The sequence below is a fragment of the Actinoplanes lutulentus genome (assembly GCF_003259845.1).
GTDB lineage: Bacteria > Actinomycetota > Actinomycetes > Mycobacteriales > Micromonosporaceae > Actinoplanes > Actinoplanes lutulentus.
Genome location: NZ_QLMJ01000009.1, coordinates 291,794 through 316,357, shown reverse-complemented (window position 1 = coordinate 316,357; position 24,564 = coordinate 291,794). Strand labels below are relative to the sequence as shown.

Annotated in this window: 20 protein-coding genes; 12 read left to right on the top strand and 8 right to left on the bottom strand. The window is 68.9% G+C overall.

The features are described 5' to 3' along the window. Positions 1 to 190: 190 nt before the first annotated feature. From B0I29_RS21375 to B0I29_RS21360, 4 genes are all read right to left on the bottom strand, one after another. Positions 191 to 979, bottom strand: coding sequence for a hypothetical protein (locus B0I29_RS21375; protein ID WP_146616845.1), 789 nt, complete (start codon positions 977 to 979; stop codon positions 191 to 193). Positions 980 to 1,117: 138 nt separating this feature from the next. Then, positions 1,118 to 2,623, bottom strand: a complete 1,506-nt coding sequence (locus B0I29_RS21370; RefSeq protein ID WP_111650787.1) for a tripartite tricarboxylate transporter permease — start codon at positions 2,621 to 2,623, stop codon at positions 1,118 to 1,120. Further along, positions 2,623 to 3,066, bottom strand: a complete 444-nt coding sequence (locus tag B0I29_RS21365) for a tripartite tricarboxylate transporter TctB family protein (protein ID WP_111650786.1) — start codon at positions 3,064 to 3,066, stop codon at positions 2,623 to 2,625. The genes B0I29_RS21370 and B0I29_RS21365 overlap by 1 nt, the downstream gene beginning before the upstream one ends. Continuing rightward, positions 3,063 to 4,079 carry a tripartite tricarboxylate transporter substrate-binding protein gene (locus B0I29_RS21360; RefSeq protein WP_220091383.1) on the bottom strand — a complete coding sequence of 339 codons (1,017 nt, stop codon included), beginning with the start codon at positions 4,077 to 4,079 and terminating at the stop codon, positions 3,063 to 3,065. Before B0I29_RS21360 ends, B0I29_RS21365 begins: the two co-directional genes overlap by 4 nt. A gap of 237 nt (positions 4,080 to 4,316) precedes the next feature. On the opposite strand from B0I29_RS21360, the gene B0I29_RS21355 reads away from it, so the two are divergent. Beyond that, positions 4,317 to 5,531 (top strand): oxygenase MpaB family protein, encoded by a 1,215-nt coding sequence (locus B0I29_RS21355; protein WP_111650785.1) that lies wholly within the window; start codon positions 4,317 to 4,319, stop codon positions 5,529 to 5,531. Here B0I29_RS21355 and B0I29_RS21350 read toward each other — a convergent pair. The 4 genes from B0I29_RS21350 to B0I29_RS21335 form a co-directional block, all read right to left on the bottom strand. Continuing rightward, the gene (locus B0I29_RS21350; RefSeq protein ID WP_111650784.1) at positions 5,528 to 6,691 is read right to left on the bottom strand and encodes a TetR/AcrR family transcriptional regulator; all 1,164 of its coding nucleotides are present in this window, start codon (positions 6,689 to 6,691) and stop codon (positions 5,528 to 5,530) included. The two genes, B0I29_RS21355 and B0I29_RS21350, sit on opposite strands and share 4 nt — an antisense overlap. A 5-nt stretch (positions 6,692 to 6,696) precedes the next feature. Then, positions 6,697 to 7,809, bottom strand: a complete 1,113-nt coding sequence (locus tag B0I29_RS21345) for an aromatic ring-hydroxylating oxygenase subunit alpha (protein ID WP_245972659.1) — start codon at positions 7,807 to 7,809, stop codon at positions 6,697 to 6,699. A 9-nt stretch (positions 7,810 to 7,818) separates the two neighbouring features. Continuing rightward, complete coding sequence (locus B0I29_RS21340; RefSeq protein WP_111650782.1) at positions 7,819 to 10,209, bottom strand: GcvT family protein; 2,391 nt, start codon at positions 10,207 to 10,209, stop codon at positions 7,819 to 7,821. Between the two features lie 90 nt (positions 10,210 to 10,299). Continuing rightward, positions 10,300 to 11,061, bottom strand: coding sequence for an IclR family transcriptional regulator (locus B0I29_RS21335; RefSeq protein ID WP_111650781.1), 762 nt, complete (start codon positions 11,059 to 11,061; stop codon positions 10,300 to 10,302). 145 nt (positions 11,062 to 11,206) lie between these two features. Here B0I29_RS21335 and B0I29_RS21330 point away from each other — a divergent pair, with 145 nt between their 5' ends. Genes B0I29_RS21330 through B0I29_RS21280 form a run of 11 tightly spaced genes read left to right on the top strand, consistent with a single transcriptional unit; the run spans position 11,207 to position 24,484 of the window. Next, positions 11,207 to 12,367 (top strand): NAD(P)/FAD-dependent oxidoreductase, encoded by a 1,161-nt coding sequence (locus B0I29_RS21330; protein WP_111650780.1) that lies wholly within the window; start codon positions 11,207 to 11,209, stop codon positions 12,365 to 12,367. Further along, positions 12,367 to 12,687 carry a bifunctional 3-phenylpropionate/cinnamic acid dioxygenase ferredoxin subunit gene (locus B0I29_RS21325; protein WP_111650779.1) on the top strand — a complete coding sequence of 107 codons (321 nt, stop codon included), beginning with the start codon at positions 12,367 to 12,369 and terminating at the stop codon, positions 12,685 to 12,687. Before B0I29_RS21330 ends, B0I29_RS21325 begins: the two co-directional genes overlap by 1 nt. Next, positions 12,684 to 14,357, top strand: a complete 1,674-nt coding sequence (gene betA / locus B0I29_RS21320; protein ID WP_111650778.1) for a choline dehydrogenase — start codon at positions 12,684 to 12,686, stop codon at positions 14,355 to 14,357. Before B0I29_RS21325 ends, betA begins: the two co-directional genes overlap by 4 nt. After that, positions 14,354 to 15,781: an aldehyde dehydrogenase family protein gene (locus B0I29_RS21315; RefSeq protein ID WP_111650777.1), complete on the top strand. Its 1,428-nt coding sequence runs from the start codon at positions 14,354 to 14,356 to the stop codon at positions 15,779 to 15,781. Before betA ends, B0I29_RS21315 begins: the two co-directional genes overlap by 4 nt. A 16-nt stretch (positions 15,782 to 15,797) precedes the next feature. Beyond that, entirely contained in the window at positions 15,798 to 16,835 is a 1,038-nt protein-coding gene (locus B0I29_RS21310) for a quaternary amine ABC transporter ATP-binding protein (RefSeq protein ID WP_111650776.1), read from the top strand. Next, positions 16,832 to 18,802, top strand: coding sequence for an ABC transporter permease subunit (locus B0I29_RS21305; RefSeq protein ID WP_111650775.1), 1,971 nt, complete (start codon positions 16,832 to 16,834; stop codon positions 18,800 to 18,802). The genes B0I29_RS21310 and B0I29_RS21305 overlap by 4 nt, the downstream gene beginning before the upstream one ends. Beyond that, positions 18,802 to 19,764: an ABC transporter substrate-binding protein gene (locus tag B0I29_RS21300; protein ID WP_111650774.1), complete on the top strand. Its 963-nt coding sequence runs from the start codon at positions 18,802 to 18,804 to the stop codon at positions 19,762 to 19,764. Before B0I29_RS21305 ends, B0I29_RS21300 begins: the two co-directional genes overlap by 1 nt. Then, positions 19,749 to 20,975, top strand: a complete 1,227-nt coding sequence (locus B0I29_RS21295) for a sarcosine oxidase subunit beta family protein (protein ID WP_111650773.1) — start codon at positions 19,749 to 19,751, stop codon at positions 20,973 to 20,975. The genes B0I29_RS21300 and B0I29_RS21295 overlap by 16 nt, the downstream gene beginning before the upstream one ends. A gap of 17 nt (positions 20,976 to 20,992) precedes the next feature. Beyond that, the gene (locus tag B0I29_RS21290) at positions 20,993 to 21,235 is read left to right on the top strand and encodes a sarcosine oxidase subunit delta (RefSeq protein ID WP_111650772.1); all 243 of its coding nucleotides are present in this window, start codon (positions 20,993 to 20,995) and stop codon (positions 21,233 to 21,235) included. After that, a complete protein-coding gene (locus B0I29_RS46825) occupies positions 21,232 to 23,988 on the top strand; it encodes a 2Fe-2S iron-sulfur cluster-binding protein (RefSeq protein ID WP_111650771.1) in 2,757 nt (918 codons plus the stop codon). Before B0I29_RS21290 ends, B0I29_RS46825 begins: the two co-directional genes overlap by 4 nt. Next, positions 23,981 to 24,484, top strand: coding sequence for a sarcosine oxidase subunit gamma (locus B0I29_RS21280; protein ID WP_111650824.1), 504 nt, complete (start codon positions 23,981 to 23,983; stop codon positions 24,482 to 24,484). Before B0I29_RS46825 ends, B0I29_RS21280 begins: the two co-directional genes overlap by 8 nt. The last annotated feature ends 80 nt before the right edge of the window (positions 24,485 to 24,564 follow it).

Genomic DNA, 24,564 nt, shown 5'->3' with positions numbered 1-24,564 from the left:
AAGCCGACAGATCGGCTCGAAGACCCGAAGTCAGTAGCTCAGTGGGTCAGACCCCGGGCGGGAGGTGCTCACCACCAATCCTCTCTGTAGCTCAGCCATGTCATGGGGCGGCGATGACGTGGCTGAGCTACGGCTCGGACCGCTCGGCCGTAGTTCAGCCACCTTATGAGACCCCGATAACCCATCTGAGCTACGGCTCGGCCCGGCCAACACGGTCAGCTCGGCCAACACGATCGGCCCGGCCAACGCGGCCGGGTCGGCCAGGGCTCGGCCCGGCCTGCGCCGTCGGCCTTCCCTGCGCCGGCTGCTCTCGCCTACTTGAGATCCTCCGCGTCATGAGCGCCAGCGAAACACCGAGCGCCAGGGTGATCAGCAAGGTGTCGTAGAGGGTCGTCGCCCACAGCCCGTGCGGCGTGGTCAGCGCGAAACTCGGCCCGCCGACAGCGGTCGCGGTCCCGAACCACACCGCCAGCCCGGCGAGAAACACCAGCCCGGCGGCAATTCTTCTGCGCGTACCGGTCCCGCTCACCGCATAACCACCCAAAATGCCGAGCGTGGGTACGCCCAGAGCACCCCCGCCGACACCGTCCTCCAGCAGCGACGGCATGTCGAGCGGGTTGCTGAACAGGACCGCGGCGAACAGCAGCGGGGCGAGCGCGAGAATCCGTTTCGGTTCCCTACCGTGCCGGCGCAGCCGATCGGCGTACCCAAGAAGCGCGCCGGTGAGAGTGCCGGGGAGCAGGATGAAGCCGAAGGTGTTGAGCCAGTGAACCTCGGAGCCGGCACCGACGACGGCGGCCATGAAGGCGCGCAGGGCGCAGGCCCAGGCGAAACCGCAGAGGGCGCCGAGCAGTACGCTGTTGACGGGTCTCGTCCGTTCCGGATACGGGAGCGTTGCGGCCAGGCAGAGCAGCAGGATCAGCGACAGGCCGTAAAGGCTGGTCCAGGCGCCGCGCGGCGACGTGATCGGCGCGGCCATGCCACCCATGCGGCGGCCCAGGTCAGACCCAGGAGCCCGCCGATGACGAGGTGCATGAGGGCACCCCCTTCCGGTCGATGACATCGACGGTAGGGAGGGCCGGGGTGAGGTCACATCAGTGCCAGCACTGAGGGCGGGCTACTCCTCCTCGGTGAAGACGGTGTCCCGGCGTTCGCGGATCGCGGGGAGGACCGTTATCACCAGCGCCGCCGCGGCCAGCAGCAACAGCACCGCTGAGATCGGGCGGGTCAGGAAGACGGACGGGTCGCCTCGGGAGATGATCAGGGCGCGGCGCAGGTTCTCCTCCAGCAGCGGGCCGAGCACGAAGCCGAGCAGCAGCGGCGCCGGCTCGCAGCCGCATTTGATCAGGACGTAGCCGAGGAGGCCGAAGAAGGCGATCGCGTAGACGTCGTAGGCGTTGAAGTTCAGCGAGTACGTGCCGACCGCGGCGAACAGGATGATCATCGGGAAGAGGACCTGGTACGGGATCCGCAGCATCCGTACCCAGATGCCGATCAGTGGCAGGTTCAGCAGGACCAGCAGCACGTTGCCGATCCACATCGACGCGATCAGGCCCCAGAACAGCGCCGGCTCGTCGTTGATGACGTTCGGGCCGGGGGTGATGCCGTGGACGATGAAGGCACCGACCATCAGCGCCATCACGGGGTGCGCCGGCAGGCCCAGCGTCAGCAGCGGGATGAAGGACGTCTGCGCGGCGGCGTTGTTCGCCGACTCCGGGCCGGCCACCCCCTCGATCGCGCCGTGACCGAATTCGTCCTGGCGCCGGGAGATCCGCTTCTCCACCGCGTACGACGTGAAGGACGCCAGCACGTGGCCGCCGCCGGGCAGGATGCCGAGGGCGGCGCCGAGGCCGGTGCCGCGCAGGATCGGGCCGACGATCCGGCGGCGGTCCTCGGCGGTCGGCCAGAGTCCGGTCACGCTGGCGGGCAGAGAAACACGGGTCCGCTCGTTCTCCAGGTTGCGCAGGATCTCGGCGATGCCGAACATGCCGACCGCCACGGACACGAAGTCGATGCCGCCGTACAGTTCGCGCTGACCGAAAACGTACCGCGGTGTGCCGGTGTAGATGTCCTGGCCGACGGTGCCGAGCAGGACGCCGAGCGCGATCATCGCGAGAGCTTTCAGCGCCGAGCCGCGGGCCAGCGCGATCGACACGATCAGGCCGAAGAGCACGAGCGAGAAGTACTCGGCCGGGCCGAACCGCAGCGCGACGCCGGCCAGCGGCGGGGCGGCGACGGCCAGCACGACGGTGGCGACCGTGCCGGCGAAGAAGGATCCGACGGCGGCCGCGGCCAGCGCCGGACCGGCTCTGCCCTGGCGGGCCATCTCGTGTCCGTCGAGCGCGGTGACCGCGGCCGACGACTCGCCGGGCAGGTTGATCAGGATGGCGGTGGTCGAGCCGCCGTACTGGGCGCCGTAGTAGATGCCGGCCAGCATGATCAGCGCGGTGACCGGCTCGAAGTTGAAGGTGATCGGCAGCAGCATCGCCACGGTGGCGGTCGGGCCGATGCCGGGCAGCACGCCGACGGCGGTGCCGAGCAGTACCCCGAGGAAGCAGTAGAGGACGTTTTCGATCAGCAGGGCGGTCGAGAAACCCAGGAGCAGATTGTCGAGAAGGTCCACTAAAGACCCCACAGCGGGATACGCAGCTGCAGCCCGATCACGAAGATCAGCGTGGCGGTGGTGGTCAGCCCGACGGCGACGCTCACGGCCACGAGCGGCCGCACCCGCTTACTGGCCAGCGCCGCCAGCAGCGCGGTCACCAGCGACGTGGGTACGAATCCGAGGCGCCGGATGAAGAACCCGAAGAACACCACCGCGGCGGTGATCACGGCGACCGCCCGCCAGGAAACCGGCCCGAACGCGGCCACCTCCCCGGCGATCAGCCCCTTGATGACGATCGCGAGTCCGAGAACGACCACGATCGCGCCGACCACCAAGGGGAAGTAGCCGGGGCCCATCCGCAGGGCGGTGCCCCGGTCGTACCCGAGCGCGCCGATCACGAACGCGCCGCCGATCACGACGAAGATGCCCCCGGCCAGCACATCCGGAAAAGATCGCGTCAAGAGGGCTGCACCCCGGCGTCCGAGATGATCTTCTGCCAGGTCGTCAGCTGCTCCTCGAGATGCGCCCGGTGCGCGTCCGGAGTCGCGTCGGCGGCCGTCACCGGCGCCGTGCCGAGTTTGGCCATCTGGTCGATGACCGCCTGGTCGGCCAGCGCGGTCTTCAGCGCGCCGGACAGCTTCTCGACGATCTCCGGGGGCGTGTCCGCCGGGACGTAGAGGCCGTGCCACACGCTGACCGCCAGCTGTGGCATGCCGGCTTCGGCCGTGGTGGGCACGTCGGGCAGGCTCTGCACGCGTTGCGGGGTCGTTACCGCGTACGCTTTGATCTTTTTCGCAGTGATCTGTCCGCTGGTGTTGGTGGTCTGATCGCACATGAAGTCGACCTGGCCGCCGACCAGGTCGGTCAGTGCCGGACCGGTCCCCTGGTACGGAACCTCCTGGAGCTTGACGCCGGCGGCCGCCTGGAAGAGCAGGCCGCAGAGGTGGGACGCGGCGCCGATGCCCGCGTTGGCGAGGGTGACCGTGCCGGCGTTCGCCTTCACGTGGGTCACCAGGTCCTGGAACGTCGCGGGCGCGAAGTCCTGGCGGGCCACGACGGTCATCGGCACCTCGGTGACGAGCCCGACCGTCGCGAAGTCCTCCAGTGGCCGGTAGCCCAGGTCCTTGTAGAGGGCGGGCGCCGTCGACATGCCGATGTGATGCATCAGCACGGTGTAACCGTCCGGCTCGGCCCGCGCGACGTCACCGGCGCCGACCGTGCCACCAGCGCCTTCGACGTTCCGGACGACGATCTTCCCGCCCAGTGCGGCCGCCATCGGGTCGGCGATCATGCGGGTGACCGTGTCGGTCGGGCCGCCGGCGCTGAACGGCACGACGATGGTGATGTTCTGCTCCGGATATCCGGCGGCGTCACCCTCGGCGCCGCCGTCGCCGTCGTCGTTCCCGGAGCAGGCGGTGATGAGCGAGACGGTGGCGAGCGCGGCAATGATCCGCGGCCGGCGTTTCATGCGCATGTCCTGGACCTCCCTGTCCGAACATCGGCATTAATCGATGACCGTATGGGGTCAGAGCCGTAGATCACCAGGTCAGCCGTGCAGCTGTCATCGAACCGGGACCGGTGGACATCCAGCCTTGCCGATGACGTGGCGCACCGCTATGTTAATGGGAAATCACACAGTGGTGAACTTCGAAACCTGCTTGTGAACTGGTACTCAAGGCGAAATCCGGCCGCTCGGGAATGAGGTAAGCGAATGCAAAATCTCAGCAGGAGAAGCGTTCTGACGCTCGGCGCGGCGCTGGGAGTGACCGCTGTGGCGGATCCGTCCAAGGCTTGGGCGTGGTCGTCGGCCGAGTCGATCGCCGCGGTCGACACGGTCACCGACCCGTGGAAGGTCTGGGACGACGCCACCGACCCGCTCGTCGCCTCGCTCCTGGACAACGGTCAGATCCCGGCGGTCAACGCCGCGTTCGCGTCGTGGCGCGCGAACGGCGACCCGCTGCCCGCGGGCCTGCCCGCCAACCTGACGACCTATCTGCAGCAGGTCAACACCCTGCCGTCGTGGGCCGACCAGACGAAACTGGCTCGCGCCGCCCAGTTCAACAAGCGGATGAGCCTGTACCTGTTCCTGCTCTACGGCCTGGGCAGCGGCATCATGAGCACGGTCATCCCGCGCGAGGCCAGGAATGTGTACTGGTCCGAGGGCGGCGCCGTCATGCAGTCGCGCGCGGCCAAGACCTTCACCTATGGGTACGACTTGAGCGCGCTGGACGCCTTCCAGCCCACCGGCGGTTTCGTGGTCACGTCGAACAAGACCCGTCTGACCCATGCCGCCGTGCGGCACCTGCTGCCGACCTCGGCGAAGTGGCGGGCGGTCACCGACGACCAGGACTTCATCCCGATCAGCAACGGCGACATCCTGGTCACCTTCCACAGCCTCGGCACCTATGTGCACGGCAAGCTGAAGCAGTGGGGCATCCGGATGTCGGCCGCGGAGGAGGAGGCGTACCTGCACCAGTGGCAGGTCGCGCTGCACCTGCTGGGTGTGCGGGACGACTTCATCCCGGCGAGCTGGGCCGCCGCGAAATCACAGTCGGCGTACGTGCTGACGCCGATCATGGGCTCGACGCCGGAGGGTGTCGCCCTGGCCGACATCCTGCTCAACCTGGTCTCCCAGGTCGACCTCGGTGTCACCAAGGGATTCCAGCGCGAGTTCGCCCGATACGTGCTCAGCGACAAGATCGGCGACTGGCTGAAGCTGCCCCGTGATTACGCGTCGCGGACGCTGATCGAGGTCGGCTGGCCGGCGTACGTGGCGTTCCGGGAAGGGCTGTCGCCGATCATCCCGACCAGCTTCTCGGTGTTCGACCAGTTCGTCCGCGGGCTGGCGATGCTGTTCCTGAACAACGGGACGTCGCCGACGTACACCCCGATCACGATTCCCACCGGGAACCGTCCGGGAAGTTAAAGGGTCAGAGCTCCGGCCACCAGAGCCGTGACGGTGTCCCGATCACCGGGCGTGTCCTGCCAGCGCAGGGCGCGCCCGGTTTCCACGACCACGCCGAACCCGGCGTGCACCAGCAGCCGGGCCTGACGCGGATCCAGCTCCGGACGGGCCGCCCGCAACTGCTGCTCCCAGACCGCGATGTACTCCCGCTGCGCCAGGATCAGCGGCCGCCGCAGGTCAGCCGGCAGGCCACGGATCTCGGCCTCGGCGACGCTGTTCAGCGCGTTGTGCTCGAAGCTGTAGGCCACGTACGCCGCCGTCATCGCGACCACGGCCTGACGCGGGTCGGCCGACTGCCGAAGACTCCGGTCCACCGCCTGCGACAACAGCCCCGCCGCCTGAAGACACGCGGCCACCAGGATGTCGACCTTCCCGGGATAGTGCCGGTAGATCGCGGACGGCGCGAGCCCCACCGCCTGGGCGATCTGCCCGTTTGTCACATTGGCGAACCCGTCGCGCGCGAAGAGCGGAACGGCCGCGGCCAGGATCTCGGCCCTCCGGGTACGCGGAACCGGCTGAGCCGGCAACTCGACAAGCCCCGCGCTCCCGGCAGCGGCGGCCGGATCGGTTCCGGACACCCGCAGCGCCGACGCCAGCAGCAAATCCTCGATCCGGCGCTGGGCGATCGAGGTGTGATGCATCGTGATCGACCCGATCACGCCGAGAGCCGCCGCGGCCCGCAGGCGCTCGCCGGGCAGCGGGTGCTCCCGCCCCACCAGGTCGGTGACCCGCCCCACAACGTGCCCGAACTTCGCCCGGAGCAGCCGCCGATCGTCGCGGTCCAGGTAACGGGCCTCCCATCGGTACAGCCCACCGGCCGCGCGGTGAGCGACCGTGACCCGGGTCAGCGCGGCCAGCACGTCTTTCAGGGGCGCCTCGGCCGGCGACTCGTCGAGCGCCGCGACGAGCCGGTCCACCATGACGTTGGCGCACTCGGCGAACAACGCGTACTTGTTCGGGAAGTGCCGGTAGAGAGCCGCCGCGCTGATACCCACCCCGGCAGCGATCTCCTCCATCGAGGCCGCGTGATAACCACGCTCGCTGAACACCTGACCAGCCGCTTCGACGATGAGCTGCTTCCGATTATGCGGACGGGTCGCAGCAGTCGGCCCGGCAGTCATGGGTGCTAGTCAATCACAGCGAGTTTGGTGGTTACCCAGTCGTGGAAGGCGCTGATGTGGTGTTCGGAGGGGACCAGGACGCCGCCTCGGGCGTACGCGCGGGAGCTCATCGCCGGCTGGCAGCGTTCGCAGGCGTCGAAGTCCTGTTCGTTCACCCTGTGGAAGAGCTCGACCGAGCGGGACACGTCCCTGCCCGAGGCGACCACCTCCTTGGAGTACAGCCAGTCGCATTCGACGATCGTGCGGTCGGCGGCGACCGGGTACATCCGGTGCATGATGATGTGGTCGGGGACCAGGTTGACGAAGACCTGCGGCTTGATGGTGATGGCGTAATAGCGCCGGTCCTGGTCGTCGGTGACGCCGGGCAGCTTGTCGAAGCCCTCGCTGCCGTCGACAGTGAAGCCCTGGATGCCGGAGCCGAACTCAGCGCCGTGGCCGACGTAGTACTGCGCGGCGTACCCGTCGGCGAACTCCGGCAGCACCTCGGTCAGTTCGGGGTGGATCGTGGCGCAGTGGTAACACTCCATGAAGTTCTCGACGATCAGCTTCCAGTTCGCCTTCACGTCGTACCGGATGCGCTTACCGACTTCCAGATCGCCGATCTCGTACGAATCGATCGCTTCCAAAGAACCCAGCCGCTCGGTGACCGCGCTCATCACGTCGTCCTCGAAGGACGGCGGGTCGTCGGCGAGGCACACCCAGACGTATCCGAGCCACTCCTTCAACGCGACACCCACCAGGCCGTACTCGACGCGGTCGATGTCCGGCATCTTGGTCAGGTTGGGCGCGGCGATCAGTTTGCCGTCCAGGCCGTACGTCCAGGCGTGGTACGGGCACTGGAACGCGCGCTTCACCTCGCCGGTCTCCTCGGTGCAGAGCTTCGCGCCGCGGTGCCGGCAGATGTTCAGGAACGCGCGCAGCCTGCCGTCCCGGCCCCGGGCGATCAGTACGCTCTCCCGGCCGATCTCCACCGACTGGAAACTGCCGGGATTGGGCAGGTCGGCGGCCCGGGCCGCACAGAACCACATGCGCTCGAAGATCTGCGACTGCTCCAGCGCGAAGATCGCCGGATCGGTGTAGTAGTGGCCTGACAGAGTCGGGATCAAGCTAGCGGTCACAGCCACTCCTTACGAGCGGATTCGTTCCATCTTCGGGTCGAACAGCGGCTCGGCCGCCACGGTCGCCGGCAGCCGCTCGCCGAAGTACTCGACGGCGACGGCGGTGCCGGGAACGCTGAGCGAGGCCGGCAACCAGGCGTACGCGACGGTGCGCCCGATCGTGTAGCCGTAGGAGGCGCTGGTGACGTACCCGACCGGGACGCCGTCGGCGAACACCGGTTCCTTGCCCATCACCACGTGGGCCGGATCGTCGAGCGTGAGGCAGGTCAGTTGCCGGGACGACGGGGATGCGGCGAGCGAGGCGAGCGCGGGCCGGCCGATGAAGTCACCCTTGTCCATGCGTACGGCGAAACCGAGCCCGGCGGAGAACGGATCGTGCTCGGTCGTCATGTCGGTGCCCCAGGCGCGGTAACCCTTCTCCAGCCGGAGGCTGTTGAAGGCGCTGCGCCCAGCCGCGATGATCCCGTGTTCCCGGCCGGCTTCCCAGAGCGTGTCCCAGAGCTTGAGGCCCAGGTCAGCGGTGGTGTAGAGCTCCCAGCCGAGTTCACCGACGTAGGACAGGCGCATCGCGGTGACCGGCACCTCGCCGATGTAGGCCTTCTGCGCACGGAAATATTTCATCGAAAAATTGGAGAAGTCGGATGTGGTCAACGGCTGCAGCACGTCCCGCGCCCGCGGCCCCCACAACCCGATGCAGCAGGTCCCGGCGGTGATGTCCCGCACCTGCACCGAAGCAGGAGCATGCTGCCGCATCCAGTCGTCATCCAGCGGCCCATTGGCACCGACCTGGAAAGTCTGCGGCCCGAGCCGAGCCACCGTCAGGTCACTACGAACCCCGCCACGGTGGTCGAGCATCAGCGTGTAGGTCACCGACCCGACCGACTTGTCCAGGTTGTTAGTCGTCAACCGCTGCAGGAACTCCAGCGAGCCCGGCCCACTGACCTCCAGCCGCCGTAACGGAGTCATGTCATACATCGCGACCCGCGATCGGGTGACCGCCGCTTCAGCAGCGGCGATCGGCGACCAGTAGCGCGCCGACCACTCATCACGCGGCGGAAGATCAACCGAAGAGAGCGAGCCGTTCGACTCGTACCAATAAGGTCTCTCCCACCCGGCGCCCTCCAGGAAGACCGCGCCCAGCTCGCGCTGGCGCGAGTAGAACGGGCTGGTCCGCAACGGCCGGGGCCGTTCCATCGGCTGCAGCGGATGGACGATGTCGTAGACCTCGACGAAGTTCTGCTTGCCGCGCTCGGAGATGAAACTGGGCGCGAGCTGCAGCTCCTCGAAGCGATGCAGGTCGCATTCGCGCAGGTCGACGCTCGATTTCCCGTCGACCAGCCATTCGGCCAGGGCACGGGCGACGCCGGCCGAGTGGGTGACCCAGACGGCCTCGGCAACCCAGAACCCGGCGAGCTCACGGTGCTCGCCGATGAGCGGGCCACCGTCCGGGGTGAACGAGAAGATCCCGTTGATCCCGTCCTCGACCTCGGTACCGGCCAGCGCCGGCAGCAGCGCGACGCTCTCCTCCCAGGCGGGCGCGAAGTCGTCCGCGGTGAACGGCAGGACGCTCGGCATGGCCGGAGGCTTGCCGAGCTCGCCGACAAGAAGAGGGTCGTGCCCGTAGTAACCGATGCCGATGCGGTCGCCGTGCTCGCGGTAATAGAGGTCCTGGTCCTGGTGGCGCAGGATCGGCCGGCTGGCCTCCGACGAGGAGTCCAATAGAGACAACGGACCGGTTCTGGCGTACTGATGGGCCAGTGGCAGAAGCGGCACGGTGAGACCGACCATCTCGCCGATCTTCGGCCCCCAGAACCCGGCGGCACACACCACGATGTCGGCGGCGATGAAGCCCTGGTCGGTCTGGACCCCGGTGACCCGGCCGTTCTCCTGGCCGATGCCGGTCACCGTGTGCGAGCCGAGGAAGCGCGCTCCGCGCGAGATGGCCCGGTTCGCCTGCGTCTCCACGGCGAGGACCGGCTTGGCCAGCCCGTCGGTGGGCACGAAGAAGCCGCCGAGGATCCGATCCGGGTCGAGCAGCGAGTGCAACGCGACGCACTCCGTGGCGCTCAGCAGCGAACCAGCGACCCCCCACGACGTGGCCAGGCCGTGCTTGCGCTTGAGGTCGGTCCACCGCTCCGGCGTCGTCGCGACCTCGAGCCCGCCGACCTGCAGGAAGCAGCCGAGGTCGTTGAGCTTCTGGACCGTGTACGCGGCGAGCTCGGTCATCGTCTTCGACGGGTTCGTCTGGAAGACCAGTCCCGGCGCGTGCGAGCTGGAGCCACCGGCGGCGAAGAGCGGACCCTGGTCGACGACGGTGACATCGGTCCACCCGCGGTCGGTCAGCTCGTCCGCGAGGGCGCTGCCGACCACGCCGGCACCGATGATGACAACACGAGCCATAAGCCACCCGTTTCACAAGGCGCAACTCGACCTGGAATACGCAACAGCTTCACCGAGCAGTGTGACCGCGTCAAGACGCTCAGATTTCGGTTAGGAGACGTGGCCCATCCGGCCGCTCACCTCGTCGGCCGCGGCGATCACCCGCTTCGCGACCTCCGGGAAGTCGTCCTGGGACAGCCGGTAGGCCGGCCCGGAGACGCTCAGCGCGGCGATGACCGAACCGTCGGCACCCCGGATCGGCGCGGCGACGGCGTTGAGGCCGACCTCGTACTCCTCGGCCGTGAAGCCCCAGCCGACCGAGCGGATCGTCGCCAGCTGCGCTCCAAGATCCACCGAGGAGACGACCGTCGCTGCGGTGAAACGTTCAAACGGACCGGGCGACAGATCACTGGAAAAGGCCAGGAGCACCTTGCCGCTCGACGTCGCGTGCAACGGCGTCTGCCGGCCCACCCAGTTGTGACTCGCGATCGACGCTGCACCCCGGCTCTGGGTCACGTTCACCGCCCTGCCGCTGTCCAGGATCGCGATGTTGACCGTCTCGCCCAGGTCCACAGCGAGCCGTTCGCATGCCGCAAGACCCTGCCGGCTCAGGTCGAGCTGCGCGGTCACCGCACCGGCGAGGCGCACCACGCCGAGCCCGAGACGGTACGTCCCACGGTCGTGCGTCTGCTCGACGAAACCACGGTTCTCCAGCGCCACGAGCAGGCGGAACGCGGTGGACTTGTGCACACCGAGCTCCTTGCCGATCTCGGTGACACCGGCGCCGCGTTTGCGGGCCAGGATCTCCAGGATGCTCAGGGCGCGGTCGACGGACTGCACGACGGCCGGCGCGGTCTCGCGATCGTTGCTCATGGCGCAACGATAGGTCACGGATTTCGGGGAGGTTGCGAGAAGGGACCACCTTCATTCGGTCTCTTGACTATCGATCAAGATCCTCGGCAATCTGTTGCGGATTCCACTCGCTGTTTCGTGATTCACAACGGAGGCGGTTGCAGGCGTGCAGAAAGTCGCGATTGTCGGGGCCTCCCTCGCCGGTCTGGCCGCAGCGCGTGCCCTGCGTGGACAGTCCTTCACCGGTGAGATCATCGCGATCGGAGCCGAGCGGCACCACCCCTACGACCGCCCGCCACTGTCCAAAGATTTTCTCACCGGTGCCTGCACTGTGGACGATCTCGCACTGAGTGACGACGAGGATCTCGGCATCGACTGGCGGCTCGGCACCGCCGCGACCCGCCTGGATCCACGCCGGCGCAGCATCCATCTCGCCGACGGCCAGGAAATCCAGGTGGATGGCGTGATCGTCGCGACCGGCGCCCGGGCCCGGCGGCCCGCGCACGCCGACGGTCTGGCGGGCGTGCACACTCTGCGCACTCTGGACGATGCCCTCACCCTGCGCGACGAACTGCGCACCACCGGCCGTCTCGTGGTCATCGGCGCGGGTTTCATCGGCGCCGAGGTCGCGTCCAGCGCCCGTTCGCTCGGTTGGGATGTCACGGTCGTCGAGGGCCTGCCCACTCCCCTGGCCGGCCCCTTGGGACCCGAGATGGGCGCGCTCTGCGCGCAGCTTCACGCAGACCATGGGGTACGCCTCAAAACCGGCACCCCGGTGAGCGCCCTGCTCGGATCGGATCGGATAGAAGCTGTCGAGCTGGCCGACGGAGTCCGGCTGCCCGCCGACCTGGTGGTCGCCGGCATCGGCGCCATCCCCAACGTGGAGTGGCTGGACGGCTCCGGCCTGACCGTCGACGGCGGTGTGGTCACCGACGCGGCCGGCGCGACCGGCCTGCCCACCGTCGTCGCCACGGGTGACTGCGCCGTCTCGTTCAGCCCGTTCGCCGGTCGCGCGGTCCGCTCCGAGCACTGGACCCACGCCCTCGACCACCCGGCGACAGCGGTGGCGACGCTGCTGGGCGCCACTGCCCCGGACACCGGCAAGGCCCCGTATTTCTGGTCCGACCAGTACGGCGTACGCCTGCAGTTCGCCGGTCACCGCGAGCCCGGCGACACCGTGCGGATCGTCGAGGGTGACCCGGAGCAGCGCAGTTTCCTCGCCGTCTACGAGCGCGGCGGGCATCCGGTCGCCGTGCTCGGCATGAACCAGCCCCGGCTTTTCACCCGGTGGCGCCGCCAGCTCCGCGCCGTACCTCAGGAGGCTTGATGTTGCAGCCTGTCTGCCCGCTCAGCAGCATCGCGCCCGGTGAGGCGTACCGATGGGAGACCGACCCGCCGGTGGCGATCTTCCACACCGAGGACGGTGAGGTCTTCGCCATCGACGACACCTGCACCCACCAGGACGCCTCGCTCGCGGACGGCTGGCTGGAGGGCTGCGAGGTCGAGTGCCCGCTGCACGCTTCCAAGTTCGACCTGCGTACCGGGCGGGTCGACGGACCTCCGGCGAAGAAACCCGTGCGGACGCACCGGGTCGAGGTGACCGACGGCATGGTGCACGTCGCGCTCTCCGAAGGGGCACAGTCATGACGCAGTACGACTTCGTGATCGTCGGCGGCGGTTCGGCGGGCAGCGCGCTCGCCAACCGGCTCTCCGCCGACCCGGCCACCAAGGTCCTGGTGCTGGAGGCCGGCCGCCCCGATTACCCGTGGGACGTCTTCATCCACATGCCGGCGGCGCTGACGTTCCCGATCGGCAGCCGCTTCTACGACTGGAAATATCAGTCGGAGCCCGAGCCGCACATGAACGGCCGGCGCATCTACCACGCGCGCGGCAAGGTCCTCGGCGGCTCCAGCAGCATCAACGGCATGATCTTCCAGCGCGGCAATCCCCTCGACTACGAGCGCTGGGCCGCCGACCCGGGCATGCAGGACTGGGATTACGCGCACTGCCTGCCGTACTTCAACCGGATGGAGAACTGCCTCGCGGCCGATCCGGACGACCCGTTCCGCGGTCACGACGGCCCGCTCGTGCTGGAACGCGGTCCGGCCGACAATCCCCTGTTCACCGCCATGCTGGAGGCGAGCGAGCAGGCCGGTTACCCGCCGACCGACGACGTCAACGGCGTGCGCCAGGAGGGTTTCGCGCCGTTCGACCGCAACATCCGCCGAGGGCGGCGGCTCTCCGCCGCCCGCGCCTATCTCCATCCCGCGATGAAAAGGCCCAACCTGACGGTACGCACCCGCGCGCTGGTCACCCGGGTCCTGTTCGACGGCAAACGCGCGGTCGGCGTGGAGTACACGACCGGCAGACGCGGCGCCCCCAAGCGGGTCTACGCCGGCGAGGTGATCCTCAGCGGCGGCGCGATCAATACGCCCCAGGTGCTGCAGCTCTCCGGCGTCGGCAACGCCGCCGAGCTGTCCGCCCTCGGCATCGACCCGGTCCACGACCTGCCCGGCGTCGGCGAGAACCTCCAGGACCACCTCGAGGTTTACGTCCAGTACGCCTGCACCCAGCCGGTGTCGATGCAGCCGTACCTGAAGTGGCGGCACCGGCCGTGGATCGGCGCGCAATGGCTGTTCCTGCGCAGCGGACCGGCCTCGACGAACCACTTCGAGGCGGGCGGGTTCGTCCGCAGCAACGACGAGGTCGCGTACCCGAACCTGATGTTCCACTTCCTGCCGATCGCGGTCCGCTACGACGGCTCGTCGCCGGCCGGCGGGCACGGTTATCAGGTGCACGTCGGCCCGATGTACTCCGACGCCCGCGGCAGCGTGAAGATCGTCAGCCGGGATCCGCGCGAGCACCCGGCCCTGCGCTTCAACTACCTCTCCACCGAGCAGGACCGCCGCGAGTGGTCCGAGGCCCTGCGGGTCTCCCGCGCCATCCTCAACCAGCCCGCGCTGGAGCCGTTCAACGGCGGCGAGACCTCGCCCGGCCCGTCGGTGCAGACCGACGAGGAAGTCCTTGATTGGGTACGCAAGGAGGGCGAGACCGCACTGCACCCCTCCTGCACGGCGAAGATGGGCGTCGACGCGATGTCGGTGGTCGACCCGGCCAGCATGCGGGTGCACGGCGTCGAGGGTCTGCGGGTGGTCGACGCGTCGGTCATGCCGTACGTCACCAACGGCAACATCTACGCCCCGGTGATGATGGTCGCCGAGAAGGCCGCCGACCTGATCCTCGGCAACACCCCTCTGGCCCCGGTCGAGCTGCCCTTCTACCGCCGGGACAACGAAGAGCAGGAGAGCACCCGATGAGCGGCCTGCGGGAGATCCGCTGCCCGGCCGACGGCACCCTGGTCGCCACGCTGACCGACGGCAGCCGCGAGGACACCATCGCCGCCATCGGCGTCGCGCGGCAGGCGTTCGACGAGGGCATCTGGCCACGCACCCCGGCGATCGAGCGCGGCGCACTGCTGCACCGGGTCGCCGACCTGATCACCCGGGACAAGGCGCAACTGGCCCGCGCCGAAGCTCTCGACACCGGCAAACGCCTGGTCGAGGCCGAGTACGACATGGACGACGTGGCCGCCTGTTTCCGCTACTACGCGGGGATCGCGGCGACCGACGCGGGCCGGGCCATCGAGACCGGCCGCACCGACGCGATCAGCCGGATCGTGCACGAGCCGATCGGCGTCTGCGGGCTGATCACCCCGTGGAACTATCCGCTGCTGCAGACGTCGTGGAAGGTCGCGCCGGCCCTGGCCGCCGGCAACACGTTCGTCCTGAAGCCCAGCGAGCTGACCCCGTCGACGGCAATCCTGCTGATGCGCCTGCTCACCGAGGCCGGCCTGCCGGACGGTGTGGCGAACCTGGTGCTCGGCCTCGGGCCGGAGGCCGGCGCGCCGCTCGCCGAACACCCCGACGTCGACCTGGTCTCCTTCACTGGCAGCCTGGCCACCGGGCGGGTGCTGATGGCCTCGGCCGCCGCCACCGTGAAACGGGTGGCGCTGGAACTCGGCGGCAAGAACCCGAACGTGATCTTCGCGGACGCCGACTTCGACACCGCTGTCGACTTCGCGCTGACCGCGGTCTTCCTGCACTCCGGTCAGGTCTGCTCGGCCGGCGCGCGGCTGGTCGTCGAGGAGTCGATCCACAACCGGTTCGTCGACGCGGTCGTCGAGCGGGCCTCCCGGATCCGGCTGGGCGGGCCGTTCGACACCAAGGCCGAGACCGGTCCGCTGATCTCGGCGGCACACCTGGCCAAGGTCGAGGCGTACGTCGCCGCCGGTGTCGCCGAGGGCGCGGTGCTGCGCTGCGGCGGGCGCCGGCCGGACGACCCGGACCTGGCCGACGGCTTCTACTACCTGCCGACGGTCCTGGACGGCTGCCGCTCCGGCATGACCGTGGTCCGCGACGAGTCCTTCGGGCCGGTGCTCACCGTGGAGACCTTCACGAGCGAGGACGAGGCGGTGCGGATCGCCAACGACACCGATTACGGGCTGGCCGGGGCGGTCTGGACGCAGGACGCCGGCAAGGCACAGCGGGTCGCGCAGCGGCTGCGGCACGGCACCGTCTGGATCAACGACTACCACCCGTACGTACCGCAGGCGGAGTGGGGCGGTTTCAAGCAGTCCGGCATCGGGCGCGAGCTCGGCCCCAGCGGGCTGGACGAATACCGCGAGACCAAGCACATCTGGCAGAACATCGACCCCCGCCCGCAGAACTGGTTCCGTCCCTAAGCATTGGAGCTTTGCGATGACAGGCGAGGCAGTCATCTCGGTCAAGGACCTGTGGAAGGTGTTCGGGCACAAGGCGGAGCTGGTTCCGCGGTCGGCCGAGCTCTCCGCGCTGTCCCGGCGTGAGCTCATCGACCGCACCGGCTGCACGGCCGCGGTCCGCGACGTGTCGTTCGACGTCGCCCCCGGCGAGGTCTTCGTGGTCATGGGGCTGTCCGGCTCCGGCAAGTCCACTCTGGTCCGCTGCCTCACCCGGCTGATCGAGCCGACCGCCGGCTCGATCATCTTCGAGGGTGAGGACATCCTGGCAGCCGACAAGAAACGGCTGCGGGACCTGCGCCGGCGCAAGTTCTCGATGGTCTTCCAGCACTTCGGCCTGCTGCCGTTCCGTCAGGTCCTCGACAACGTGGCGTACGGGCTGGAGATCCGCGGCGCCGGCAAGGCCGAGCGGATCCGCCGGGCCAAGGAGGTCATCGACCTGGTCGGCCTGGACGGGTACGAGCACAGCTACCCGGAACAGCTCTCCGGCGGCATGCAGCAGCGGGTCGGGCTGGCCCGGGCCCTGGCCGGCGACCCGGACGTGCTCTTCTTCGACGAGCCGTTCTCCGCGCTGGACCCGCTGATCCGCCGGGACATGCAGAACGAGGTCATCCGGCTGCACCGCGAGGTCGGCAAGACGATGGTCTTCATCACCCACGACCTGTCCGAGGCGCTGAAGCTCGGCGACCGGATCCTGATCATGCGCGACGGCGCGATGGTCCAGTGCGGCACCGGTGACGAACTGGTCGGGGCGCCGGCCGACGACTACGTCCGCGACTTCGTCCAGGACGTGCCCCGGGCCAACGTGCTCACGCTGCGCTGGATCATGCGGCTGCCCCGGCCGGAGGACGTCCTGGACGGTCCCGAGCTGGGCCCGGACGTGGTCGTCCGGGACGCGGTCCGGCTGGTGCTCGCGGCCGGCAAGCCGGTGAAGGTGATCGAGAACGGCGAGCTGCTCGGCGTGGTCACCGACGAGGAGATCCTGGCGGCGGTCACCGGGGTCGAGGTCCCGGCGTGACGACCACGACGGCGGCAGCCGTTCCCCGGCCCGGAATCAGGCTGAGCAAGCCGGTCAAGGTGGCCGCGATCCTGGTGGCCTGGGTGCTCATCTGGATCCCCACGCACGGGACCCACACGCTCAGCCTCTCCCCCGCCGACCTCACCCCGCTGCACGAGTGGCTCAACGAGGTAAACGACACGGTCGGCGCCAACCGGAACAGCAGCCCGATCTTCCTGTACTTCTTCAACGAGATCCGGGCCGGCATCGACGCCCTGGTCACGTTCGTCCAGGCGCTGATCTCCCAGCCGTCGTTCGGCCGTCCGGTCCCGGTACTCGGCTGGCTGGGTGTGGTGGCCGTGGTCGCGTACATCTCCTGGTTCTTCGGCAATTGGCGAGTCGCGCTGCTCGCGGCCGGCGGGTTTGTCTTCTTCGGGCTGCAGGGGCTGTGGCAGGAGAGCATGGACACGCTCGCGCTCACCCTCTCGGCGGTGGCGATCTCGCTGCTCATCGGCATCCCGCTCGGTATCTGGGCGGGGCTGTCCGATCGGTTCAACGCCCTGGTCACGCCGGTGCTGGACTTCATGCAGACGATGCCGACGTTCGTCTATCTGGCGCCGCTGACGCTGCTGTTCCTGATCGGTCCGGCGTCGGCGACGATCGCCACGCTGATCTACGCCATGCCACCGGCCATCCGGATCACCGCGCACGCGATCCGCTCGGTGCCGCGGGCCGCGGTCGAGGCGACCGACTCGCTCGGCGCGACCGGCCGGCAGACGCTCACCGGCGTGCTGCTGCCGCTGTCCAAGCGGACCATCGTGCTGGGCGTCAACCAGACCATCATGGCCGCACTGTCGATGGTCACCATCGCGGCGCTGATCGACGCGCCCGGCCTCGGCAAGACGGTCATCAAGGCGCTGCAGACCCTCGATGTGGGCACCGCGTTCAACGCCGGCCTCGCGATCGTCGTGATGGCGATCGTGCTGGACCGGGTCACCACGGCGGCCAGCAACCGGGTACGCCAGGTCGGCACCACCCACCGGTTCCGCCGTCCGGTCGCCGCCGGGCTCGGCGTGCTGACCGCGATCTGCTGCTACATGTCCTACACCTACGTCTGGGCGGCCGAGTTCCCCGACCAGGCCGGTGTCGGCCGGGCCATCTCGCGCGGCGCCGACGAGGTGACCCTCTGGGCGCAGACCGAGCTGTCCACGGCCACCGAAGCGATCAAGAACCTGGTCACCTTCGCGCTGCTGAACCCGCTGCAGTCACTGCTTGTCGAGTCGCCGTGGTGGCTGGTCGGCGCGGTCGTCGTGCTGCTCGCCGCGCTGATCGGCACGGTGCGGACCGCGGTCACCACGGCCGCCTGCGTCGCGCTGCTGATCGGCACCGGGCTGTGGCAGGACAGCATGACCACCCTCGCGATGACCATCGTCGCGACGCTGCTGGTGATGGTGCTCGGCGTGGTGGTCGGCGTGTGGATGGGCCGCAACCGGTTCGCTGACCGGATCATCCGCCCGGCCCTGGACGCCGGCCAGACGATGCCGGCGTTCGTGTACCTGGTGCCATTCCTGGCGCTCTTCTCGGCCACCCGGTTCACCGCCATCGTCGCGGCGGTGGTGTTCGCCGCGCCGGTCGCCATCAAGATCGTCGCGGACGGTGTGCGCGGCATCTCGGCCACCACTGTCGAGGCCGCGACCGCCGCCGGATCGAACACCTGGCAGCTGATCACCAAGGTTCAGCTGCCGATGGCCCGCTCGTCGCTGACCCTCGCGGCGAACCAGGGCCTCATCTATGTGCTGTCCATGGTCGTTGTCGGTGGTCTCGTCGGAGCCGGCGCGCTCGGTTACGACGTGGTCGCCGGTTTCTCCCAGGGCCAGCTGTACGGCAAGGGCCTCGCCGCCGGAGCGGCCATCGTGCTGCTCGGCATCATGCTCGACCGCATCGCACGCGCATCCAGTCCCTCGAATTCCCCGAAAGGTCATCGATAATGAGATTGCAGCGACTCGTAGCGACTGCCGCCGTCACGGCACTGGCCCTGACCGGGTGCGGCGGGGAGAAGATCGGCGACACCGGCAGCACCGGATCGTCGGCCGCCGCCGCGAACTGCGGCACCTTCAACCTGGCCATCAACCCGTGGGTCGGTTATGAGGCGACCGCCGCCGTCATCGCGTACGTCGCGGAGAAGGACCTCGGCTGCACGGTGACCAAGAAGGACCTCAAGGAAGAGATCGCCTGGCAGGGCTTCGGCACCGGCGAGGTGGACGCGGTCGTGGAGAACTGGGGTCACGACGACCTCAAGAAGAAGTACATCGACGAGCAGAAGACCGCCGTCGCCGCCGGCTCGACCGGCAACAAGGGCATCATCGGCTGGTACGTCGCGCCGTGGATGGCCGAGAAGTACCCGGACATCACCGACTGGAACAACCTCAACAAGTACGCCTCGATGTTCAAGACCTCCGAGTCCGGTGACAAGGGCCAGCTGCTCGACGGCGACCCGTCGTTCGTCACCAACGACGAGGCCCTGGTCAAGAACCTGAAACTGGACTACAAGGTGGTCTACGCCGGCAGCGAGACCGCGCTGATCACCGCGTTCCGCCAGTCCGAGGCGAAGAAGACCCCGGTCATCGGGTACTTCTACGAGCCGCAGTGGTTCCTGGCCGAGCTCAAGCTCGCGAAGGTGAACCTTCCGGCGTACACGGCCGGCTGCGACGCCGACGCCGCGAAGATCGCTTGTGACTACCCCGAGTACGACCTCGACAAGATCGTCAGCAAGAAGTTCGCCGACGCGAACGGCCCGGCGTACAAGCTGGTCAAGGCGTTCAACTGGACCAACGACGACCAGAACGTCGTCGCCAAGTACATCGCCGAGGACAAGATGAGCGCGGCCGACGCCGCCAAGAAGTGGGTCGAGGCCAACCCTGACAAGGTGAAGGCGTGGCTGGCCCAGTAACGGATCTACCCGAGCACCCCGAACAGCTGTGGCGTAACCCGGAGCCCAAAGCCGCCTACGACGTCATCATCGTCGGAGGCGGCGGGCACGGCCTCGCCACCGCTTACTACCTCGCCAAGAACCACGGGATCACGAACGTGGCGGTGCTGGAACGCGGCTGGCTCGCCGGCGGCAACATGGCCCGCAACACCACGATCATCAGGTCCAACTACCTGTGGGACGAGAGCGCCGGGATCTACGAGCACGCCCTGAAGCTGTGGGAGGGACTCGAGGAGGAACTCGAGTACCCGATCCTGTTCAGCCAGCGGGGCGTGCTCAACCTGGCGCACAGCCTGCAGGACGTGCGGGACAGCGTCCGGCGGGTGCACGCGAACCGGCTCAACGGGGTCGACGCCGAGTGGCTCGGCCCCGAGCAGGTCAAGGAGATCTGCCCGATCATCAACATCTCGCCGGACGTGCGGTACCCGGTGCACGGCGCGACATACCAGCCGCGCGCGGGCATCGCGAAGCACGACTACGTGGCCTGGGGTTACGCCCGGGCGGCGGACGCCCTCGGCGTGGACCTGATCCAGAACTGCGAAGTGACCGGCCTCCAGATCTCAGGCGGCCGGGTCACCGGGGTGCACACCACCCAGGGGACCATCGGGGCCGGCCGGGTCGCGCTCAGCGCGGCCGGCCACACCTCGGTGGTGGCGAAGATGGCCGGCGTCGAGCTGCCCCTGCAGAGCCATCCGCTGCAGGCGCTCGTCTCCGAGCTGCTCGAACCGGTCCACCCGACCGTCGTGATGTCGAACGCCGTGCACGTGTACGTCAGCCAGGCGCACAAGGGCGAACTCGTGATGGGCGCCGGCATCGACACCTGGAACGGGTACGGCCAGCGCGGCGCCTTCCACATCATCGAACGACAGATGTCGGCGGCTCTGGAGCTGTTCCCGGTCTTCGCCCGCGCCCACGTCCTGCGTACCTGGGGCGGCATCGTGGACGTCACCCCGGACGCCTCCCCGATCGTCGGGCTCTCCGGGGTGGACGGGCTCTACCTCAACTGCGGGTGGGGCACCGGCGGATTCAAGGCCACCCCCGGTGTGGGCTGGTGTTACGCGCACACCATCGCGCACGACGCGCCGCATCCGCTGAACGCACCGTTCAGCCTGGAGCGGTTCGTCACCGGTGCGCTCGTCGACGAACACGGCGCCGCCGCGGTCGCCCACTGATTCATAGGGACAGAAAAATGATGCTCATCCCCTGCCCGTGGTGCGGGCGCCGCGACGAGTCCGAGTTCCACTACGGCGGGCAGGCCGGGGTGGCCTATCCCAGCGACCCGAGCACGCTGTCCGACGAACAGTGGGCGAAGTACCTGTTCTTCCGGGACAACCCGAAGGGCGCGTTCCGGGAGCGCTGGTGTCACACCGCCGGCTGCCGGCGCTGGTTCAACCTGGTCCGCGACACCGTGACGAACGAGATCCACGCGTGAGGGCCGGCCACGGCGGGCTCGTCGACCGTGACCGTCCGCTGCGTTTCTTGTTCGACGGCGTCGAGTACCAGGGTTTCCAGGGCGACACCCTCGCGTCGGCGCTGCTGGCCAGCGGCGTCCGCCAGGTCGCGACCAGCATCCGGCTGGGCCGGCCGCGAGGGATCTTCGCCGCCGGGGTGGAGGAACCGAACGCGCTCGTCCAGATCGAGGAGCCGTTCCCGGAGCCGATGCTGCCGGCCACCACGATCGAGCTCTACGACGGTCTCGTGGCCCGGGGCCTGCGCGGCCGGGGACGGCTCGCCGACCGGCCCGACCCGGCCCGGTACGACGCCACGCACGCGCACTGCGACGTCCTGGTGATCGGTGCCGGGCCGGCCGGGCTGGCCGCCGCGTCGGTGGCCGCAGCCTCCGGCGCGCGGACCATCGTGGTCGACGACCAGCCCCGGCTGGGTGGCAGCCTTCTCGGTACCGGTGAGCAGCTCGACTGGGTCGAGCGGGTCACCGCCGGTCTGCGGGCCGCGCCCGAGGTGCGGGTGCTGACCCGGACCACCGCGTTCGGCTACTACGACGACAACCACGTGATCGCCGTCGAGCGGCGTACCGGCCATCTCGGTGCGCAGGCGCCCGCGCACCTCTCCCGGGAGCGCATCTGGCGCATCCGCGCCGGCCAGGTCGTGCTCGCCACCGGCGCGCACGAACGCTCGCTCGCCTTCTCCGGCAACGACCTGCCGGGCGTCATGCTGGCCGGCGCGGCACGCACCTACCTGCGCCGGTACGGAGTCCGGCCCGGCAATCGAGCGGTCGTGCTGACCGGCAACGACAGCGCGTACGCGGCGGCCCGTGACCTGCACGCGGCCGGTGTCGAGGTCGCCGCGATCGCCGACCTGCGTCCCGGCGGCTCAGCGGGATGGGCGGAACTCGGCATCGAGACTCTTCCCGGCTGGGCGGTGGCCGGCGTGAGCGGGGACGACCACGTCACCGGCGTGACGCTGCGCGGACCGGACGGTACCGAACGCCACGTCGACGCCGATCTGCTGCTCGTCTCCGGTGGCTGGAACCCGGTCGGTGCGCTGTACAGCCAGGCCGGTGGGCGGCTCGTCTACGACGACGCGCTGGCCGCTTTCCGCCCGGACGGCCACTGCCGGCAGGCACTGCACGTCGCGGGCTCAGCCTCAGGCGCGTACCAACTGGGTCTCTGTCTGAGCGAAGGCGCGGCAGCGGGCCGGAGTGCGACGCGGGCCGCGGGTTTCGAGCCGGTGGAACCGGCGATTCCGAAGATCAAGGAACGCGAGGTCACGCCGGGCCTGGCCGTCTGGATGCTGGACGGTGACGAGAGCACGCAGTTCGTGGATCTGCAGCGGGACGTGACGGTCGCGGACATCGCGCGGGCCACCGGCACCGGGATGCGCTCGGTCGAGCATGTGAAGCGGTACACGACCGCGGGCACCGCGCACGACCAGGGCAAAACGTCCGGCACGCTGGCCAGCGGTGTGGTCGCGGAGCTGCTCGGCGTGGACGTCGGTGAGCTGGGCACGACAACGTTCCGGCCGCCCTACGTCCCGGTCAGTTTCGCCGCGCTCGCCGGACGTGACCGAGGCATGCGTTTCGACCCGGTACGCGTCACCGCCCTGCACCAGTGGCACGAGGCGAACGGCGCGCTGTTCGAGAACGTCGGTCAGTGGAAACGGCCCTGGTACTACCCCCGTGACGGCGAGGACATGCTCACCGCCGTGCTGCGCGAATGCCGCACCGCCCGCGAGGACGTCGCCATGATGGACGCCTCGACCCTCGGCAAGATCGACGTGCAGGGTGCGGACGCCGGCGAGTTCCTGGACCGGCTCTACACCAACATGATCAGCACGCTGAAGCCCGGCGCGATCCGGTACGGCGTGATGTGCCGCCCCGACGGGATGGTGCTCGACGACGGGACCGTCATCCGGCTGACCGGCACCCGGTTCCTGGTGACCACCACGACCGGCAACGCCGCCGCGATCCTGGACTGGATGGAGGAGTGGCTGCAGACCGAGTGGCCGGAGCTGCGGGTCCGCTGCACGTCGGTGACCGAGCAGTGGGCCACTGTCGCGCTGGTCGGCCCCCGATCCCGCGAGGTGCTCGCGGGGATCGCACCCGGCCTGGACGTCAGCAAGGACGGCTTTCCGTTCATGACCTGGCGCGACGCCACCGTCGCCGGCCTCGACGCCCGGGTCTGCCGGATCAGTTTCTCCGGCGAGCTGGCGTACGAGATCAACGTGAGCTGGTGGGACGCGCTGACGCTGTGGGAGACGCTGGCCGCTCTCGGGATCACGCCGTACGGCACCGAGACCATGCACGTGCTCCGCGCCGAGAAGGGTTACCCGATCATCGGGCAGGACACCGACGGCACTGTCACCCCGCACGACCTCGGCCTCGGCTGGGCGGTCTCCAAGAAGAAGGCCGACTTCCTCGGCAAACGGTCGTTCTCCCGGGCCGAGAACAGCCGCGCCGACCGGAAACAGCTGGTCGGGCTGCTCTCCGACGACGGGACCCTGCTGACCGAGGGCGCCGCGCTCGTCGTGGACCGGACGTCGCTGGGGCACGTGACGTCGTCGTACCACAGCGCGGCGCTGGGGCGTACCTTCGCGCTCGGCCTCGTCCGTGGTGGCCGTGACCTGGTCGGGCAGACGATCTGGGCGACGCTCGGCGACGAACCGACGCCGGTGACGATCACCGGTTCCGTGCTTTACGACCCGGAAGGTGCCCGGCGCGATGGCTGAGCAGAACTCCCCCCTCGGCGGCTTCCGCTTCCCCGAGGGGCCGGTCACGATCGCCGAAATCCCGTTCCTGACCCAGATCAACATCCGGAAGGAGCCGGACTCCTCGCTGCCGCTTTCCGCGGGGACGAGTTCCCGATCCGGTGACGTGGACATTCTGTGGCTGGGCCCGGACGAGTGGCTGGCGGTGGGCCCTCCAGGGGGTTTTACCGAACACCACTGGGAAGGGTCCGTCGTGGATGTCTCGGCACAGCGGACCACGATCTCGCTGCGCGGCCCGCATGTCCGGGATCTCCTCGCGCTCGGCTGCGCCACCGATCTGCACCCGGGTGTCTTCGGAGTCGGCGCCTGCGTGCAGACCACTCTGGCGCATGCGCCGGTCATCATTCTTCGCCGGGAATCGGAATTCTGGGTGCTGGTAAGGGCATCGTTCGCGACCCATCTGGCCGGCTGGCTGGTCGACGCGAGCCGGGAATTCGCCGTGGAAGCGCTCCCATGAGTGTTTGCGGTTCCGCTGACGTAAATTTCGGCTCGCAGTGTTGACCATCTAGGACAAAGAGAAGATCCTGTTCCGGCGAT

Coding starts and splice junctions, on each gene's coding strand:
- B0I29_RS21375 (WP_146616845.1), bottom strand. CDS start 979: ATGGCCGCGCCGATCACGTCGCCGCGCGGCGCCTGGACCAGCCTTTAC.
- B0I29_RS21360 (WP_220091383.1), bottom strand. CDS start 4,079: ATGCGCATGAAACGCCGGCCGCGGATCATTGCCGCGCTCGCCACCGTC.
- B0I29_RS21355 (WP_111650785.1), top strand. CDS start 4,317: ATGCAAAATCTCAGCAGGAGAAGCGTTCTGACGCTCGGCGCGGCGCTG.
- B0I29_RS21350 (WP_111650784.1), bottom strand. CDS start 6,691: ATGACTGCCGGGCCGACTGCTGCGACCCGTCCGCATAATCGGAAGCAG.
- B0I29_RS21340 (WP_111650782.1), bottom strand. CDS start 10,209: ATGGCTCGTGTTGTCATCATCGGTGCCGGCGTGGTCGGCAGCGCCCTC.
- B0I29_RS21335 (WP_111650781.1), bottom strand. CDS start 11,061: ATGAGCAACGATCGCGAGACCGCGCCGGCCGTCGTGCAGTCCGTCGAC.
- B0I29_RS21325 (WP_111650779.1), top strand. CDS start 12,367: ATGTTGCAGCCTGTCTGCCCGCTCAGCAGCATCGCGCCCGGTGAGGCG.
- betA (WP_111650778.1), top strand. CDS start 12,684: ATGACGCAGTACGACTTCGTGATCGTCGGCGGCGGTTCGGCGGGCAGC.
- B0I29_RS21315 (WP_111650777.1), top strand. CDS start 14,354: ATGAGCGGCCTGCGGGAGATCCGCTGCCCGGCCGACGGCACCCTGGTC.
- B0I29_RS21310 (WP_111650776.1), top strand. CDS start 15,798: ATGACAGGCGAGGCAGTCATCTCGGTCAAGGACCTGTGGAAGGTGTTC.
- B0I29_RS21300 (WP_111650774.1), top strand. CDS start 18,802: ATGAGATTGCAGCGACTCGTAGCGACTGCCGCCGTCACGGCACTGGCC.
- B0I29_RS21290 (WP_111650772.1), top strand. CDS start 20,993: ATGATGCTCATCCCCTGCCCGTGGTGCGGGCGCCGCGACGAGTCCGAG.
- B0I29_RS21280 (WP_111650824.1), top strand. CDS start 23,981: ATGGCTGAGCAGAACTCCCCCCTCGGCGGCTTCCGCTTCCCCGAGGGG.